Annotated in this window: 17 protein-coding genes; 4 read left to right on the top strand and 13 right to left on the bottom strand. The window is 74.0% G+C overall.

Annotated features, from left to right (window positions below; translation table 11 throughout):
• From AB0M39_RS32670 to AB0M39_RS32660, 3 genes are all read left to right on the top strand, one after another.
• The coding region (locus AB0M39_RS32670) for a class I adenylate-forming enzyme family protein (protein WP_365370170.1) at positions 1 to 1,116 on the top strand (1,116 nt) is incomplete at its 5' end.
• Positions 1,113 to 2,330, top strand: coding sequence for a cytochrome P450 (locus AB0M39_RS32665; RefSeq protein ID WP_365370168.1), 1,218 nt, complete (start codon positions 1,113 to 1,115; stop codon positions 2,328 to 2,330). The genes AB0M39_RS32670 and AB0M39_RS32665, both read left to right, overlap by 4 nt.
• Positions 2,327 to 3,286: an NAD(P)-dependent oxidoreductase gene (locus tag AB0M39_RS32660; protein WP_365370166.1), complete on the top strand. Its 960-nt coding sequence runs from the start codon at positions 2,327 to 2,329 to the stop codon at positions 3,284 to 3,286. Before AB0M39_RS32665 ends, AB0M39_RS32660 begins: the two co-directional genes overlap by 4 nt.
• A gap of 49 nt (positions 3,287 to 3,335) precedes the next feature.
• On the opposite strand, the gene ligD is transcribed toward AB0M39_RS32660, so the two are convergent.
• Positions 3,336 to 4,361 carry a non-homologous end-joining DNA ligase gene (gene ligD / locus AB0M39_RS32655; RefSeq protein ID WP_365370164.1) on the bottom strand — a complete coding sequence of 342 codons (1,026 nt, stop codon included), beginning with the start codon at positions 4,359 to 4,361 and terminating at the stop codon, positions 3,336 to 3,338.
• Positions 4,362 to 4,415: 54 nt separating this feature from the next.
• Between ligD and AB0M39_RS32650 the strand changes: the two genes are divergently transcribed.
• On the top strand, positions 4,416 to 5,486 hold the full coding sequence (locus tag AB0M39_RS32650; RefSeq protein ID WP_365370162.1) for an ATP-dependent DNA ligase: 1,071 nt from the start codon (positions 4,416 to 4,418) through the stop codon (positions 5,484 to 5,486).
• On the opposite strand, the gene AB0M39_RS32645 is transcribed toward AB0M39_RS32650, so the two are convergent.
• From AB0M39_RS32645 to AB0M39_RS32590, 12 genes are read right to left on the bottom strand one after another with little or no spacing between them, the layout of a single operon-like run.
• On the bottom strand, positions 5,469 to 6,659 hold the full coding sequence (locus AB0M39_RS32645; RefSeq protein ID WP_365370160.1) for a lytic murein transglycosylase: 1,191 nt from the start codon (positions 6,657 to 6,659) through the stop codon (positions 5,469 to 5,471). The two genes, AB0M39_RS32650 and AB0M39_RS32645, sit on opposite strands and share 18 nt — an antisense overlap.
• Entirely contained in the window at positions 6,656 to 7,366 is a 711-nt protein-coding gene (locus AB0M39_RS32640) for a hypothetical protein (RefSeq protein WP_365370158.1), read from the bottom strand. The genes AB0M39_RS32645 and AB0M39_RS32640 overlap by 4 nt, the downstream gene beginning before the upstream one ends.
• Positions 7,367 to 7,387: 21 nt before the next feature.
• Positions 7,388 to 7,918: a hypothetical protein gene (locus AB0M39_RS32635; RefSeq protein WP_365370156.1), complete on the bottom strand. Its 531-nt coding sequence runs from the start codon at positions 7,916 to 7,918 to the stop codon at positions 7,388 to 7,390.
• A gap of 25 nt (positions 7,919 to 7,943) precedes the next feature.
• A complete protein-coding gene (locus tag AB0M39_RS32630) occupies positions 7,944 to 8,534 on the bottom strand; it encodes a hypothetical protein (protein ID WP_365370154.1) in 591 nt (196 codons plus the stop codon).
• Between the two features lie 56 nt (positions 8,535 to 8,590).
• Positions 8,591 to 9,088: a hypothetical protein gene (locus AB0M39_RS32625; RefSeq protein ID WP_365370152.1), complete on the bottom strand. Its 498-nt coding sequence runs from the start codon at positions 9,086 to 9,088 to the stop codon at positions 8,591 to 8,593.
• On the bottom strand, positions 9,081 to 10,337 hold the full coding sequence (locus AB0M39_RS32620; protein WP_365370150.1) for an MlaD family protein: 1,257 nt from the start codon (positions 10,335 to 10,337) through the stop codon (positions 9,081 to 9,083). Before AB0M39_RS32620 ends, AB0M39_RS32625 begins: the two co-directional genes overlap by 8 nt.
• On the bottom strand, positions 10,337 to 11,431 hold the full coding sequence (locus AB0M39_RS32615) for an MCE family protein (RefSeq protein WP_365370176.1): 1,095 nt from the start codon (positions 11,429 to 11,431) through the stop codon (positions 10,337 to 10,339). The genes AB0M39_RS32620 and AB0M39_RS32615 overlap by 1 nt, the downstream gene beginning before the upstream one ends.
• Positions 11,432 to 11,466: 35 nt before the next feature.
• On the bottom strand, positions 11,467 to 12,570 hold the full coding sequence (locus tag AB0M39_RS32610; RefSeq protein WP_365370148.1) for an MCE family protein: 1,104 nt from the start codon (positions 12,568 to 12,570) through the stop codon (positions 11,467 to 11,469).
• Positions 12,567 to 13,715, bottom strand: coding sequence for an MCE family protein (locus AB0M39_RS32605; RefSeq protein WP_365370146.1), 1,149 nt, complete (start codon positions 13,713 to 13,715; stop codon positions 12,567 to 12,569). The genes AB0M39_RS32610 and AB0M39_RS32605 overlap by 4 nt, the downstream gene beginning before the upstream one ends.
• Positions 13,712 to 14,758 (bottom strand): MCE family protein, encoded by a 1,047-nt coding sequence (locus AB0M39_RS32600; protein ID WP_365370144.1) that lies wholly within the window; start codon positions 14,756 to 14,758, stop codon positions 13,712 to 13,714. Before AB0M39_RS32600 ends, AB0M39_RS32605 begins: the two co-directional genes overlap by 4 nt.
• Positions 14,755 to 15,993: an MCE family protein gene (locus AB0M39_RS32595; RefSeq protein ID WP_365370142.1), complete on the bottom strand. Its 1,239-nt coding sequence runs from the start codon at positions 15,991 to 15,993 to the stop codon at positions 14,755 to 14,757. The genes AB0M39_RS32600 and AB0M39_RS32595 overlap by 4 nt, the downstream gene beginning before the upstream one ends.
• Positions 15,990 to 16,793 carry an ABC transporter permease gene (locus AB0M39_RS32590; protein WP_365370140.1) on the bottom strand — a complete coding sequence of 268 codons (804 nt, stop codon included), beginning with the start codon at positions 16,791 to 16,793 and terminating at the stop codon, positions 15,990 to 15,992. The genes AB0M39_RS32595 and AB0M39_RS32590 overlap by 4 nt, the downstream gene beginning before the upstream one ends.
• Positions 16,794 to 16,796 lie beyond the last annotated feature (3 nt).

Here is a 16,796-nt window from a genome sequence, read left to right as displayed (position 1 = left end):
CCCGAGCTGGCCGAGCTCGCCCCGGTGGCGACGGTCGGCCCGCGGCTGCCGGGCTGCGCGCCCGCCCTTCGGCCGGCCGGCGCCCAGGCGCCGGTGCTCGACCACGGCGACGCGGACGCGGTCATCGTCTTCACCTCCGGCACGACCTCCCGCCCGAGGGCCGTGGTGCACACCCGGTCGAGCCTGGCCGCCGGCATGGAGAGCGTCTCCGGCCTGTTCCAGGCACGCGCCGGCGAACCCGTCGTCGGCGGCACGTTCTTCGTGCTCGTCCCGGCGCTCGCGCAGGGCGCGCCGGTCGCGCTGCCCGCGCGCTCGCCCAAGGTCCTGTCCCGGCAGCTGGGCAGGCTCCGGCCCCAGGGCACCTATCTGACGCCTCCTCAACTGCGGGACGCGCTGCGCGCCGGCGCCCGCTTCACCGGCCGGGTGTGGACGGGCTCCGCGCCGGCGAGCGCCGAGCTGCTGAACCGGGTCAGGGCCGCGGGCGCCGCCGAGGCCTGGGGCGTGTACGCGCTCACCGAGCTGTTCCCGGCCGCCGCCGTCGAGTCCCGGGAGAAGGCGGCGTACGACGGCGAGGGCGACCTCGTCGGCGCCCCGATGCCCGGCGTCGAGGCCAAGACGGACCCGGGCGGCGAGCTGCTGGCGACCGGGCCCGCCGCACGCGACCGCTACCTCGGCGAGGACCCCGACCCCTGGGTGCGCACCGGCGACCGGGCCCATCTCGACGGCTTGGGCCGGATCGTCCTCGCGGGCCGCTGCAAGGACATGGTGCTGCGCAGGGCCGAGAACATCTATCCAGGGCTGTACGAGCCGGCGTTGCAGCTGCCGGGCGTGGAGCTCGCCGTGCTGGTCGGCGTCCCGGCGGGCGACGGGGACGAGCAGCTGGTCGCCGTCGTCCAGCCGCAGCCGGGCCGCTCCGAGGGCCAGTTGCGCACCGCGCTCGCCGAGCCGCTGCGCCGGCTGGGCTCCGCGCGGCCCGACGCGCTGCTCTTCGCGGACATCCCGCTCTCGGGGCGCTCGCGCAAACCGGACCGGGCCGCGACCTCGCGGCTCGCGGCGGAGCGCCTGGGCGTCGAATGGGTCCAGCCGGGCGGCTCGGCGCAGGAGGAGGGCCGATGACCGCTCGGGTCCCGCTCCGGCCGCGGGCAGCGGCGACGGACGCGCGCTCCAAGAGTCTGGCGCGCGCCCGCCGCAGGGACCACCGGGTCTATCTCCGCGGCCACCCCGTCCTCTTCGCGCTGCTCGCCGCCTCCCGCGGCCGTCCCGTCCGCAGGATCGGGCGCACCCTGCTGATCCACGACGCGGACGCGTACCGCGAGGTGCTGACCCGGCTGCCGCTGGACCGCACGGCGGCCGGGACGACGGGCGGCGCCGCGCGCAGTGCGCTGGGCGCGGCGGGCGAGCGGGACGGCGGGGTCCTCTTCGACCAGGAGGGCGGCGTCCACCGGGCCGGCCGGCGCCGTGTGGCGCGGGATCTCGGCGCGTCGGGCGTCGAACGACTGCGGACGGTGTGGCAGCCGTTGCTCGTCCGGCGGCTGGAGCCGCTGGCCGCGGGCGGCGAGGTGGACCTCGTCGCGCTCGCCCGGGAGCTGGCGGGATCGGTGGTCTGCACGCTGCTCGGCTCGGGCGCGTCGTGGTCGGCCGTCGCCGAGGCGGCTGCCGACGCCGCGGCCGCCTCGGTCCGCAGCGAGCTGCCAGGACCGGGCCGCGGCAGGGCTCGGGCGCGGGCGGCCGAGGCGGCGGCGCGGCTGCGGCGGCTGCTGGGCGCCGACGACGACGCGCTGTCCGCGATGGTGGCGGTCGCCGCGGTGAACACCACGGTCGCGGCGCTGCCCCGGGCCGCGGCCTGGTGTGCGGACGCCCGGCTGTGGGACCAGGCGGCGGACGCCGAGCTGCGCCCGGCGCTGGTCGACGAGCTGCTGAGGGTCACGGCGCCGTCGCCGCTGCTGCCGCGAGTCGCCGCGGCGGACGGCGTGGCGGGCGGCTGCCCGGTGCGCTCCGGCGACCGTCTGCTGCTGATCGCCCGTCATGCCGTGGGAGCGCACCGCGACGCCCCCGACGCGCTGCGCCCCGCCGCCCCCGCCGTGGCGCACCTGGTGTTCGGCGCGGGCTCGCACAGCTGCCCGGGGGCCAGGCTCGCCCGGGTCCAGCTCGCCGACGCGCTGGAGGCGTTGGCGCCGTACCGGCCGGTCGTGGTGCGGGCACGGGTCGACCGCGGGGCCGCGCTGCCCGGCTGGCGAACGCTGACCGTGCGCGCGAGCCCGGCCGCCCTGTGGCAGGCGGCGGCCGGCGGCTCGTCGGCCGGGGAGCAGCGCCTAGAGCAGTGCCGATGACCGCCCGTACACCGCCCCGGTCCGGCGCCCTGCCGTCGGTGCGGATCGCCGTGACCGGCGCGAGCGGCTTCTGCGGCGGGCATGTCGCACGGGCCGCGGCGGCTCGCGGCGCCGAGCTGGTGTGCCTGGGGCGCAGGCCCGGGCCGTCGGGCGCGTTCCGTTTCTGGGACGCCGCGCGGGAGGCGCCCGACCTGTCCGGCGTCGACCTCGTCGTGCACTGCGCGGCCGCGGTCGGCGATCCGGCCCCCGGCTCGCCGGCGGAGGCCGAGATGCGGGCGGTCAACGTGGACGGCACGGCCCGGCTGCTCGAGGCCGCCGCCTCCCGTCCGGTGGTCTGGGTGAGCAGCGCCAGCGTCTACGACCCGCGCCCGAGCCGCGATCTGGTCCGCGAGGACCACCCGCGCGCCGGGCATCTCAACGCGTATGGCCGCAGCAAGACGGAGGGCGAGGCGCTCGCCCTCGCCGCGGGCGCCGTCGTGCTGCGTCCGCGCGCCGTCTACGGGCCCGGCGACACCCAGCTCCTGCCCCGCCTGCTCTCCCGGGTCCGGGCCGGCGTGCTCGCCCTGCCGGGGCCGGACGTGCGGCTCAGCCTCACCGCCGTGGAGAGCCTGGCCGAGGCCTGTCTGGCGGCGGCCGACTGGCCGGCGGGCGCGTACAACATCGCCGACCCGGCGCCGTACAGCCGCGACGCCGCCGTCGGCGACGTCCTGCGCGCCCACGGGATCCATGCGCGGATCCTGCGTCTGCCGCTGGGAGCCGCCCACGCGGCGGCCCGCGCCGCCGAGGCCATGGCGCGGCGCCGGGGCACGGAGCCCGCGCTGAGCCGGTACGCGGTGGACCAGCTCGCCCACACGGTCGTCCTGGACGTGACCCGCGCCCTGGACCGGGGCTGGGCGCCGCGCAGGACGCTGGCCGACTACCTCGCCGACGTCGCACGGTCCGCGCGGCAGGCATGAGACCGGCCGAGGACGGGCCGCGCCACAAGACGCACCACAAGGGGCTTCCTCAGTCGCCCGGCTCGTCCTTGGGCTTCTTCGCGCGGCTGGGCTGGACGCGCTTGGGCTCTCCCGGCATCTTCGGATAGTCCGGCGGGTACGGCAGATCGGCCAGGCCGTGGTCGCGCTCGTCCTTGCGGGAGAGCTCCAGCAGGCTATCCAGGGAGAAGGCGTGCTCGTCCATGTCGGCGTGCAGATCGCCCACTTCGGCGAAGCGGACGGGCATGGTGGCGAGGTCGAAGTCGAACGGCGAGACGTCGTCGAGCTCTTCCCAGCGCAGCGGCGCCGAGACGGGGGCGTGCGGCTTGGGGCGCACGGAGTAGGCGGAGGCGATGGTGCGGTCGCGGGCGGTCTGGTTGTAGTCGACGAAGATCCGCTCGCCGCGCTCCTCCTTCCACCAGGCGGTGGTGACCTTGCCCTCCATCCGCCGCTCCAGTTCGCGGCCGACGGCGATGGCCGAGCGGCGTACGCCCGTGAAGGTCCAGCGCGGCTCGATGGGGACGAAGACGTGCAGGCCGCGCCCGCCCGACGTCTTGGGCCAGCCGCGCAGACCGTGCTCCTCAAGGACGGCGCGTAGTTCGTGCGCGGCCCGCACGGCGTCCTTGAAGTCGGTGCCGGGCTGCGGGTCGAGGTCGATGCGGAGCTCGTCGGGGTGGTCGACGGCGTCCCCGCGGACCGGCCAGGGGTGGAAGGTCAGCGTGCCGAGGTTGGCCGCCCAGATCACGGCGGCCACCTCGGTGGGGCGCATCTCGTCGGCGGTGCGCCCGCTGGGGAAGGAGATATGGGCGGTGGGAATCCAGTCGGGGAGGTACTTGGGCACGCGCTTCTGGAAGAAGGACTCGCCGTCGACTCCGTCCGGATAGCGTTCGAGCGTGGTCGGGCGGTCGCGCAGGGCGCGGGTGATCCCGTCCCCGACGGACAGGTAGTACTGGGCCACGTCCAGCTTGGTGAAGCCCCGCTCGGGAAAGTAGACCTTGTCCGGATTGGACAGCCGTACGGTCCGCCCGCCGACCTCCAGTTCCACCGCTGCGCCCATGGGGGCCACCGTAGGCCGAGCGCAGATAAGTCGCATATCGGGCAGAATCAATGCATGGATCTTCCCGTGATGCCGCCCGTGAAGCCGATGCTCGCCAAGGCCGTGAAGAAGATCCCGCCGGGCATGCAGTACGAGGCCAAGTGGGACGGCTTCCGGGCGATCGTCCACCGCGACGGCGACGAGGTCGTCATCGGCAGCCGTACCGGCAAGCCGCTCACCCGCTACTTCCCCGAGCTGGTCGCCGACCTGGCGGCCGCGCTGCCCGGCCGGTGCGTGGTCGACGGCGAGATCGTGATCGTCCACGAAGGACGCCTGGACTTCGACCGGCTCACCGAGCGCATTCACCCGGCCGAGTCACGGGTGAACATGCTCGCCGAGCAGACGCCGTCCAGCTTCGTCGCCTTCGACCTGCTCGCCCTCGGCGACGAGGCCCTGCTCGACACCCCTCTCGCCGAGCGCCGGACCGCGCTCGCCGACGCGCTCGCCGCCGCGCGCCCGCCCGTCCACCTCGCGCCCGCGACCACCGACGTCGAGCTGGCCAAGGAGTGGTTCGAGCAGTACGAGGGGGCGGGGCTCGACGGGATCATCGCCAAGCCGCTGGACCTGCCGTACCGCCCGGACGCCCGGCTGATGTACAAGATCAAGCACGAGCGCACGGCGGACGCGGTCGTCGCCGGCTACCGCTTCCACAAGAGCGGTCCGATCGTCGGCTCGCTCCTGCTAGGCCTCTACGACGACCAGGGCCGGCTCCAGCACGTCGGCGTCTGCGCCGCGTTCTCCATGAAGCGGCGCGAGGAGCTGGTCGAGGAGCTGGCGCCGCTGCGCATGGACCCGCCCGACGGACACCCCTGGGCCGCGTGGGCGGACGAGGCCGCCCACGCGAGCTCCCGACTGCCGGGCGCGCCGAGCCGCTGGTCGGGCAAGAAGGACCTGTCGTGGGTGGCGCTGCGGCCGGAGCGGGTGGTGGAGGTCGCCTACGACCATATGGAGGGCGACCGCTTCCGCCACACCGCGCAGTTCCGCCGCTGGCGGCCCGACCGCACCCCGCAGAGCTGCACGTACACCCAGCTGGAGGAGCCGGTGCGGTACGACCTGTCCGAGGTCTTCTCAGCTCCCGCCGGGTGAGCACGGCCCCTCGCTCGGGCTGGCGCCGGGAGACGGCGACGGGTCGCCGGACGGCGGGTCGGAGGGCGAGGGGTCGGGAGACGGCGAGGGGCAGGGCGAGCCGGAGGGGACCGGCTCGGACGGGCCAGGATCCGAGGGGCTCGGGTCCGGGGAGGGGCTGGGATCCCCGCTGGGGCCCGGGCTCGGCCCCGGCCCGTCGCTCGGCGAGGGCGAAGGAGACGGCGAGGGGGAGGGCGAGGGCGATCCGCCGGGCGAGGGGCTGGGCCTGCCGCTCGGGGAGGCGGACGGGGCAGGCCCGACGACGATGTCTCCCCCGCCGCCCACCGGACGGGTCGCCGGCGTCGTGCCGCCCGCGCCGGGGCTCGCGGGCAGGACGCCCGTGCTGTCCGGCACCGGATGGGTCCCCTTGCGGTAGAACTCCAGCCAGGCCAGGACCGTGCGCAGATACTGCTCCGAATGGTTGTAGCTGAGGATCGCCCGGTCCAGATCGGCCTGGACGGCCAGATTCCGCTCGCCCGCGCAGAGATAGCGTCCGGCGGCGAGCGCGGCGTCGTAGACGTTGTGGGGATCGGCGCGTCCGTCGCCGTTTCCGTCCTGTCCCCACCGCGCCCAGGTCGAGGGGATGAACTGCATGGGGCCGACCGCCCGGTCGTACCTCGTGTCGCCGTCCCACGCGCCGTCGTCGGTGTCCGCGATGTGCGCGAAGCCGACGCCGTCGAGGACCGGCCCGAGGATCGGCGCGAGCGTGGCGCCGTGGGCGTCCACCCGGCCGCCGCGCGCCTGGCCCGACTCCACCCTGCCGATCGCGGCGAGCAGCTGCCACGACAGCCGGCAGCCGGGGTCGGTGCGCGCGACCCGCGCCTGCGCCCTGCGGTACGCGGTAAGGACCGTCGCCGGGATGCCCGACTCCGCCCAGACACGGGCGACCTGAGGGGCTGTGCCGGGGCGGGCCGGGCCGGTCGCCGTCGAGGGGCGCAGCGGCGGGAGCTCGGTGTGGTACGAGTCGTCGTCGGCCGGCGCCGCCTGCTCCTCGTGCCCGGCCGGGGCGCCGTGGCGCACGGGCTGGCCGGTTACCAGGCCCGGGGCCTGCGACGCCGTGAGCGCGGCCATCGCCGCCACCGCCGCCGCTGCCTGGGCGAGGCCCCTGCGCAGCCGCACGCGGGGCGGCCTCATGAGCCGGCCCCGAGGGTGTCGATCGCGGCGATGCGCCAGGTTCCGTCCGCCCGTACCGCGTCGACGGCCAGCATGGCGCCCGCGTACGTCGTCTCGTCCTTGGCCGCCGTGCGCGTACTGCTCTGGTCGGCGAAGACGAGCATGCGCGCCCGGTCGCCGTCGATCAGCTCGACGCCGCTCTCGGTCACGGTCGTGGTGAGCACCAGCTTCTGCTCGGGTCCCTGCCCCCGCACCGCGGCGAGCAGCTCGCCGTGCTGCTTGGCCGCCTTGCCGGTCAGATGCGCCGTCACGGCCCGGTCGAGCGCGCCGGGGTCGGCGAAGTCGTAGCTGAAGACCGCCTCGACCGCCTTGGCGATCTGGCCCTTGACCTCGCTGGTGCGGGCGATGTCCGTGAGGGCGGCGTTGCGGGCGGCGGGCGCCTCGCGCAGCGCGGACGCCTGGGCGCCGGCGTACGCGGCGAATCCGCCGAGCAGGACGGTCAGCACGCACAGGACGGCGGGCAGCCGGACGCTGCGGCGGGGCGGATTCCCGGACGGCTCCCCGGACGAGCCGCCGTCCGGCCGGTCCGGTCGCCGCCCCTCCCCCGCGGGCCGGGGAGTCTGCTTCCGGGTCCCCTGCTGCGGCTCGGCGACCTGCGCGGGAGCCGCCTGGGCCGCGGTCGCCAGCCGCCTGCGGCGGTTGTTGATGAGATGACGGGTCGTCGACATATGCGCGGGTCCTCTCGCTCGTCACTCGCTCGCGGTGTCGCCGACCGGCGCCTGGCCCAGTGCGCTGAGCTTCCAGCCCTCGGGCGTACGGGTGAGCTCGCCGAGCATCCGGCTCTCCTTGCGCACCGGCTTGCCCTTCGGCGCGGTCACCTCGATCCGCAGGGCCACCATCACGCCGGCCCTGCCCGCCCTCGCGTCCAGCTCGGTCACCGCGCCCGAGAGCACCTCGGCGCTGGTCACGGTCTTGGCCTGCTGGATCTGCTTCACGAACTCCCTTCGCCCGTCGACGAGTTGTCTGCGCAGATCGCCGGTGGCCGAGTCCTCCCAGGCGTCCAGGCCGCGCCGCAGATCGCGGTGGTCGAGGGTGTTCATGTTCTGCACCGCCTGCTCGCCCGCGGCCAGCGCGGCATCCCGCTCGTCCGCGTACGCCGCCGCGTCGTCGTGCGCCGCCTCGTACCAGGACCAGCCGCCCCACCCCGCGCAGCCGGCCGCCGCGACGGCCAGCGCGACGGCCGCCGCCGTCAGGGGATTCCTCGTCATACGCGCTGCCATGGACCGGCCCTCTCCTGTGTCGGCTCTACCGGGCTGTGATGTCGACGATCTGCCAGCGCCCGTCGGTCAGCTCGGCTGCGACCGTCAGCTGGGCGGCGGCGGTGGCGGGCGGCTTGCCCCGGCGCTCGGCCACCTGGTCCAGGAAGACCAGCAGCCGCGCGCTGCGCCCGGACAGCCGGGTCACCCCGGCTCGTACGACATGGGTGGTGAGCGTCAGCCGCTGCTCCGCCGCCCGCTTCTCGACCTGCCCGAACAGCTCGCCGTACTGCCGTGCCGCCTTGCCCGCGAGCAGCTCGCGCGCCGCGAGGCGGGTCGCCGCCGTGTTGTCCGGCCGGTACGAGAACACCTCGGTGAGCGCCCCGCCGACGTCGCCGATCACCCGGGCGGTGGCCTCCGTGTCGGTCAGCGCCCGGTTCTCGGCGGCGGGCGAGCCGCTCAGCTGACCGGCCCTCAGCAGCAGTCCGGCACCGCCCCCGAGCAGGACGAGTACGGCCGTCGCGGCGACCGCGGTGAGCCACCGGGGCGCGCGCGGCGGACCGGCCCGCTGGGGCGGGTCGTTCTCGGGCGATGTGCGCGGGGCCGGTATGACGGCCTTGACGCCCTCGCTGGTGCTCATTCTGGCCGTCCTCTCCATCCGTTCACAGCTGCGCCGGCCCGCCTCGGCACGGCCCCTCACGACCCGCCCACCGGGACCGCGCTCAGCGCCTGGACCTTCCAGCCGTCCGGGGTGCGCGCGAGGGTGGCCTCGAGGCGTTTGCGGTCGGCGCTCGCCTGCCTGCCGCCGCCCGCGCTGACCTCGACCCGTACCGTCGCGATCAGTTCGGCCGTCCCGGCCCGGGTGTCGAGCGCGGTGAGGGCCGCGTCGGTGACGGAAGCCCGCGCTGTCGTCCCGGTCTTGGCCTTGGTCCGCTTCAACTCCTCGTGCAGCGGCCCGGTCGAGGCGTCGAGCCACTGCCGCAGCCCGCCGCCCGGGTCCTTGGCGTCGAAGCTGGCGAGCCGGGCGATATGGGCCTTGCCGTCCGCGAGGACGCGGTCGCGGGAGGCCGCGTACGCCAGCGAGTCGTCGCTCCTGGCCTGCCCGTAGGACCATCCGGCGACGGCGCAGAACAGCACGGCGAGCACGACGGCGGTCCACGCGGCGCCCGCGCGCCCACCCGCTCTCCTACTCATCGCCGGCCTCCAGGCCCAGCAGCCGGGCGAGATGGGCGGGAGCGTCCTGGACGGCGGGCAGGCCCAGCGCGCCGGGGAGCCGGCTGTCCTTCTCGGCGCCCAGCAGCGGGGCGCCGGGCCGCGCCGGGTCCGGGACCGGGCCGCCGCGGGGCGCGTGGGCGCTGCCGCGGACGTTGACGCCGTCGGCGGGGGACGAGGCGCAGCGGGCCTTGGTGTTGAGGCCGGAGGCGGGGGCGGTGTCGAGGCCGTTGCGGTAGACGGTGGCGCCGTATCCGTCGGTGCAGGGCAGCGGTTCGAAGAAGGTCACCGACATGCCGAAGCTCGCTCCCTTGTCCGTCACGGCGGTCGAGCCCGCGGCGGCGACGGCGGGGAGCTTGACCAGCAGCTCCTCGACGCCGCGCTGCCGGGTCACGGCGACCTCGGAGGTGGTCAGCAGATTGGCGACCACGACGCCCAGGCCGGGTTCGAGGTCCCGCAGCAGGGCGCTGATCTGGCCGGCCGCGTCCGGGGCCGCGGCGATGAGCCGGCGCAGATCGGCGTCGGAGCCCTTGAGCTGCGCGGCGAGCTCCTTCGCGCCGCCGGCGAAGGACGTGAGGGCCTGGCTCTGCTCGGCCTGGGTGCGCAGCACCCGTTCGGCGTCGATCATCAGCCGGGTGTTGACGGGCAGGGCCTCGTCGGCGGCGCGTACGAAGGCGTCGCCGTGGTCCAGGAGCACCTGGAGGTCGTCGCCGCGTCCGGTGAGGGCGGCGCCGAACTCGTCGACGACCGTCCGCAGCGACTGCGGATCGACGGAGGAGGCCAGTCGGTCGACGCTCGCGAGCACGTCGGTGACGGGGGCGGGGACCGTGGTGTCGGACTGCGCGATCACCGAGCCGTCGCGCAGATACGGCCCGCTCCGGCCGGCCGGCCGCAGGTCGATGTACTGCTCGCCGACGGCGGAGAGGCTGGCGACGACCGCTTGCAGGTCGGCGGGGATGGGGGGCGCGGAGTCCTTGATGCGCAGCTCGGCCTCCACTCCCCGGTCGGTCAGCTCGATGGGGCCGACGCGGCCGACCGACACTCCCCGGTAGGTGACGTCGGAGTGGGTGAACAGGCCGCCGGTCTGCGGGAGCTGGACGCGGACGGTGTAGTAGTCCCGCAGGCCGACGTAGCGGCCGAGGTCGGCGTAGCGGATTCCGACGTAGCCCAGTACGAGCACGCCGACGACGAGGAAGGCGATGTTCTTGAGGTGGGTGGCGAGGGTGAGCATCAGCCACTCCCTTCGGTGGACCCGGTGACCGAGGGCAGGGGCAGCGGCGCCGGCCGCGAGCCGCCCGAGCCCGCCGCCCGCGACGCGGCGGGCCGGTCCTTCGGCGGCTTGTACTCCGGGATGATCGTCGTGCCGGGCGCGGCCGTGACGTCGAGGTAGACGTTGAGGTAGTCGCCCTTCACCCCGCGCAGCACCTCGTCGGTGAACGGGTAGGTGAGCAGCACCTGGAGCGAGTCGGGCAGCGCCTGCCCCGAGTCGGCCAGCGCCTTCAGCGTCGGGGCGAGGGCCTTGAGGTCGGCGATCGTGTCGTCCTTGCTCTTCTCGACGGTGTCGACGGCGACCGTGGAGAGCGTGCTCAGCGCGCGGAGCATCGTCAGCAGCGAGCCGCGCTGCCGCTCCAGCACCTTCAGGCCGGGGCTGAGCCCGGTGAGGACCTGCCCGACCTCCTGCTTGCGGGTGGCGAGGACGGCGGCGAGCCGGTTGACGCCGTCGAGGGCCGCGGTGATGTCCGCCTTGTTCGCGTCGAGGCTGGCGACGAGCGTGTCCATGCGCCGCAGCACGGACCGCACCCGCGGCTCGCGGCCGCCGATCGCCTTGTTGAGCTCGGCGGCGATGGTCTTGATCTGCTGTACGCCGCCGCCGTTGAGCAGCAGGGACAGCGCGCCGAAGACCTCTTCGACCTCGGGGTTGCGGTTGGTGCGGGACATCGGGATGGCCGCGCCGTCGGTGAGCGCGCCCGCGGCGGGCCGGTTCCCGGCGGGCGGGGAGAGCTGGATGTACTTCTCGCCGAGCAGGCTGGACTGTTCGAGGCGGGCGAGGGCGTCGGCCGGGAGCCTCACGTCCCCGTTGACGCGCATATGGACGATCGCCGACCAGCCGTCGGGGCCGAGGGCGATCTTGGTGACGCGGCCGACGGAGACGTCGTTGACCTTGACCGCCGACTGCGGGACCAGGCTGAGGACGTCGGCGAACTCCGCGGTGACGTCGTAGGGACGGTCGCCGAGGTCGGCGCCGCCGGGCAGCGGCAGCGCCTCGATGCCGGAGACCTCGGGCAGCGAGCAGCCGGCGCTCGCGACGGCGAGTGCGAGGCTCAGCGCGAGCGCCGCGGCTGCCTTGGGGCGTGGGCCTCTCAACGGGACGCCCCCTTCTGCGGGGTGCCGTAGACCGTTCCGACGGGCGGCAGCGGCAGGACGGGCAGCGCTCGTCTGCGGGCCTCGCCGACCGGCGCGAGGCCGTCGAGCGAGCCGATGTCGGGCGGTACGACGATCTCGGGGCCGTAGCTCAGCTCGTTGACGGAGGCGCGGCCGTTGAGGGTGCGGTGCACGGGGTCGTACGCGTTGAGCGCGTTGCCCGCGGCGAGCGGCGCGGTGTCCATCGCCTCGGCCAGCGAGGCCCGCTGGTCCACCAGGGTCTGGGTGAGCGGGACGAGCGCGTCGACGTTCTCCTTCAGGCTGCCGCGGTTGTCCCGGATGAAGCCCTTCACCTTGCCGAGCGCGGTGCCGAGCTCCTTGAGGGCCGCGCCCAGGTTCTCCTTGTCCTCGGCCAGGAAGCCGGTGACGGCGGCCAGCTGCTGCTCGGCGCGGGCGACTGTGCCGTCGTTCTTCTTGAGCATCGCGGTGAAGGACTGGAGGTACTCGAGGGTGGCGAAGAGGTCGCCGCTGCGGCCGTCGAGGGTCTTGGCCGCCTTGGAGAACTGCTCGATGGAGTCGCCGATCGCCTTGCCGTTGCCCTTGAGGTTCGCGGCCCCGGTGTCGAGGAGCCCGCTCAGCGCGCCCTCGGCGTTCGCGCCCTCGGGCCCCAGCGCCTGGCTCAGCTCGGTGATCGACGCGTAGAGCTGGTCGACTTCGAGGGGCATCGCGTTGCGGTCGGCGGGCAGCACGGCCCCGTCCTCGATCCGTTCGCCGCCGGTGTAGGCGGGGGCGAGCTGGATGTAGCGGTCGGCGACGACGCTGGGGGCGACGACGACGGCGTGCGCGTTCGCCGGCACGGGCACGTCCTCGTCGAGCAGCAGGACCGCCTCCACCTGGTCGCCCTGGGGCCGCACGCTGTCGACGACGCCCACCTTGACGCCCAGGACCCGCAGGTCGGAGCCCTCGTAGACGCCGGTCGCGCGGTCGAAGTAGGCGGTGATACGGGTGGACTCGGACTGCTCCAGGGCCATGACCCCTGAGCCGGCGGCGACGGCGACGACCGCGAGTCCGGCGCAGATTCCGGTGATCCGCTTGCGGTTCATGAGGGTCCGCCCCCGGTCTTGGGCTCGGGTCGAGGCGTGCTCCGGGACTCGCTCTGACGCTTGCTCTGGGACTCGCCCTGGGGCTTGTTCTGCGGCTTGGGCGGCATGCACCCGGTCGTCGGGGGCGTGCCGGCGGGCAGATAGTGCCGGGGCACGAGCCCGCAGACATAGCTGTCGAACCAGCGCCCGCTGCCGAGGGTGTTGCCGACGAGCCGGTAGTACGGCCCGGCCAGCGCGAGCGTCTGGTCGAGGCTCGTGCGGTTCTTCAGGAGCACGGCGGTCACCTTGCTCAGCGCGTCCAAGGTGGGCTTCAGCTGCTCCTTGTTGTCCTCCACGACGCCGCTGAGCTGCCTGCCCAGGTCCTTGGTCCCGGTGAGCAGCAGATGGATGGCGTCGCGCCGGGCCTGGATCTCGCCGAGGAGCAGGCTGCCGTCCTCCAGCAGCGTCTCGAAGCTGCTCTTCTTCCCGGCGAGGGTCTTGCTGAGCCGCTTGCTGCCCTTCAGCAGCTCGGCGAGCTGTGCGTCGCGCTGGGAGACGGTCCTGGAGAGCGCGGAGAGCCCGGTCGCGGCGCTGCGGACGTGGGGCGGGGAGTTCTCGAAGGCGGCGGAGATCGTCTCGAAGCTCTGGGCGAGCTGGTCGGTGTCGATCTTCCCGATGGTCTCGCCGAGGCCGTTGAAGGCCTGGGTGACGTCGTACGGCGAGGTGGTGCGGCCGGCCGGGATCCGCTCGCCGGGGACCTGGCTGCGGGTCCCCAGCGGGTCGACGGCCAGGTACTTCTCGCCCAGCAGCGTCTTTATGGCGATGGCCGCGGTGCTGGCGTCGCCGATCCAGGCGTCCTTCACCCTGAAGGCGACCTTCGCCTTGGCGCCGTCGAGTCCGACTTCGGTGACCTCCCCGACCTTCACTCCGGCGATGCGCACCTCGTCGCCCGCGTCCAGTCCGGCGGCCTCGGTGAAGTCGGCGGTGTACACGGTCCCGCCGCCGAGATACGGCAGGGAGTCCGCCCGGTAGGCGGCGAGGGCCAGCAGCGTGAGGACGAGGAGGCCGACCACGCCGACGGCGACCGGACTGCGCTCCCGTACAGGCTTGATCGGGCCGAGGCGCAGGCGGCGCGGCCGGCTCGGGCGGAGTCTGTTCGTCGTCATCCCAGACACCTCGACTCGGTGATGCCGATGCCGGTCGGCGGCTCGCTGCCGTCCCAGGTGGCGACGCCCTTCACCTTCGCCTCGCAGAGATAGAGGTTGAGCCATGACCCGTACGAGGCGATCCGGCTGATCGCCCGCATCTTGGCGGGGGTCTTGCGCAGGAAGGACTCGACGGCCGGGGTGTTGTCGCCCAGGCGCTGGGAGAGCCGGCCGAGTTCGGCGATGTCCTTCTTCAGCGGCGCGCGGCCGTCCTCGAGGAGGTCGGCGGTGACCGTGGTCAGGGACCCCATGGCGGCGACGGCCTCGCCGAGGGGCCTGCGGTCCCCGGAGAAGCCGGTGACCAGCTTCTGCAGGGTGTCGACCAGGTCGTCGAATCCGGCCTCGCGGTCGTTGACGGTCTTGAGGACGGTGTTGAGGTTCTTGACGACCTCGCCGATCACCCGGTCCTTGGCCGCGATCGTGTGGGTCAGCGAGCCGATGTGCCCGATCAGGCTGTCGACGGTGCCGCCCTCGCCCTGGAGGACCTGGACGATGGAGCCGGCCAGATCGTTGATCTCGTTCGGCGACAGCCCCTCGAACAGGGGCTGGAAGCCGTTGAAGAGCTGGGTGAGGTCGAGAGCGGGGGCAGTGCGCTCCAGCGGGATGACGTCTCCGGCGGCGAAGTGCCGTCCGACCGGTCCCGCGCCCTGGTCGAGGTCGATGTAGCGCTGGCCGACCATGTTCAGGTACTTGATGGACGCGGTCACCGACGCGGGCAGCCGGCGCCCCTTCTGAACGCTGAAGGAGACCTCGGCGACCCGCCGGTCGGCCACTCTCACCGAATCGACCTGGCCGACCTTGACGCCGGCGATCCTTACGCTGTCGCCCTCGATCAGACCGGTGGCGTCCAGGAAGCGGGCCTTGTACGGGGAGGTGTCGCCGACGCCCGTGTCGGCGATGGAGAACGCCAGCACGGTGGTGGCCAGGACCGTCGCCACGATGAAGGCGATCGACTTCAGCAGCGGTCCCAGGATGCCGCGGCGCCCCGGAGTGCCTGCGCTCATCTCAGCCTCACCTCCGCTCCGCGGAAGACCGGGCCCGTCAGCACGGTGCTCCAGTCGGGCAGCTCCTGGGGCGACGTGCGCAGCTCGGGCGCGAGCAGTTCGTTGACGAGCTGGTTCTCCTCGGGGGAGTTGGGCAGGCCGAGGCTCTCGTCGGCGGCTGCCGCGGCGGCGGGGGCGGGCCTTGCCGTGTACGGCACGGAGTAGCAGTGCGGCCCGCCGCCCGGCGCGTAGACGGGGGCGTCCTTGCCGGGCAGGTACCTGCCGAGGGAGGGGACGGCCGTCACGTTCACATGGAGTCCTGGCTCGTCGCCGCCCTTGCCGAGCGCCTTGTCCATCGCGGGCACGAAGCCGGCGAGGGTGCGCAGGGTGCAGGGGAAGGAGGGCGAGTACCGCGCGAGCAGCTCGAGGGTGGGGCGGCTGACCGAGGCGAGCCGCACGAGGTTGCCGCGGTTGTGCCGCAGGAAGGCGGTGAGGTCCTGGGCCGAGGCGGTCGTCGCGCCGTAGAGGCCCGCGAGCTCGGCGTGCTGGTCGGCGATGGTGCCGCTGGTGACGGAGAAGTCGGTGAGCGCCCTCAGCACGTCCGGCGCGGCGTCCGCGTAGAGATGGCTGACCTTGACGAGCTGGGCGATGTCCCGGTTGAGGACGGGCAGTTGGGGGTTGAGCTTCTTCAGATGCGCGTCGAGGGTCAGGAGCGTTCGGCCGAGCTGGTCGCCGCGCCCTTCGAGGGCCTGGGAGACGGCGGTCAGGGTGGCGGAGAGCTTGTGCGGCTGCACGGCGGTGAGCAGCGGCAGCACGTTGTCGAGCACCTGCTCCAGCTCGATCGCGTTGCTGGAGCGGTCCTGGGGGATGGTGTCGCCGGCCTTCAGGGTGCGCTGCGAGGCGGTGCGGGCGGGCGGCACGAGCGCCACGAACCGTTCGCCGAACAGCGTGGTCGGCAGCATCTGGGCCCGTACGTCGGCCGGCACCCGGCGCAGCTGGTCCGGCTGGACGGCGAGGGTGAGCCGCGCGCCCGAGCCGTCGGCGCGGATGTCGCGGACCTCGCCGATCACCACTCCGCGGAGCTTCACCTCGGCGTGCGGGTGCATCTCGTTGCCGGCCGCGCCCGCGAGGACGGTGACCGTGGCGTCGTCGGCGAACTCCTTGTCGTACACCGCCACCGACAGCCGCACCAGCAGGGCGGGCACGAGCAGGAAGGCGACGCCGGCCAGGCGTCTGCGCACGGTGGTCGCCTTCATCCCGCCACCTTCACCGTCGTGGTCGCGCCCCAGATCGCGAGCGAGAGGAAGAAGTCGGTGACGCTGATCAGCACGATGGCGTTGCGTACGGAGCGCCCCACGGCCACGCCCACCCCGGCCGGGCCGCCGCTCGCCCGGAAGCCGTAGTAGCAGTGCGCCAGGATCACCATCACGCTGAAGACCAGCACCTTGAGCATGGAGAGCAGCACGTCGTCCGGGGAGAGGAAGAGTCGGAAGTAGTGGTCGTAGGTGCCTGCGGACTGGCCGTTGAAGACCACGGTGATCCAGCGGGAGGCGACGTACGAGCTGAGCAGGCCGATCGCGTACAGCGGGATGATCGCGACGACCCCGGCGATGATGCGGGTGGTGACGAGGTACGGCATGGAGCGCACGCCCATCGCCTCGAGCGCGTCGACCTCCTCGTTGATGCGCATCGCGCCGAGCTGTGCGGTGAAGCCGGCGCCGACGGTGGCGGAGAGGGCGAGTCCGGCCACCAGCGGGGCGATCTCCCGGGTGTTGAAGTACGCGGAGACGAACCCGGTGAAGGCGGAGGTGCCGATCTGGTTGAGGGCGGCGTATCCCTGGAGGCCGACCACGGTCCCGGTGAACAGGGTCATCGCGATCATCACGCCGACGGTGCCGCCGACGACGCCGAGGCCCCCGCTGCCGAAGGCGACCTCGGCGAGCAGGCGCTGGACCTCCTTGAGGTAGCGGCGCAGGGTCTTGGGGATCCAGATCAACGCGCGTACGTAGAAGACGAGCTGGTCGCCCGAGCGGTCCAGCCAGCCGAGCATCGGCATCGC

This window comes from Streptomyces sp. NPDC051907, from assembly GCF_040681075.1.
Taxonomy (GTDB): Bacteria; Actinomycetota; Actinomycetes; order Streptomycetales; family Streptomycetaceae; genus Streptomyces.
The sequence above is the reverse complement of the archived record's forward strand: the minus strand, read 5'-3'. Positions and strand labels throughout refer to the sequence as shown.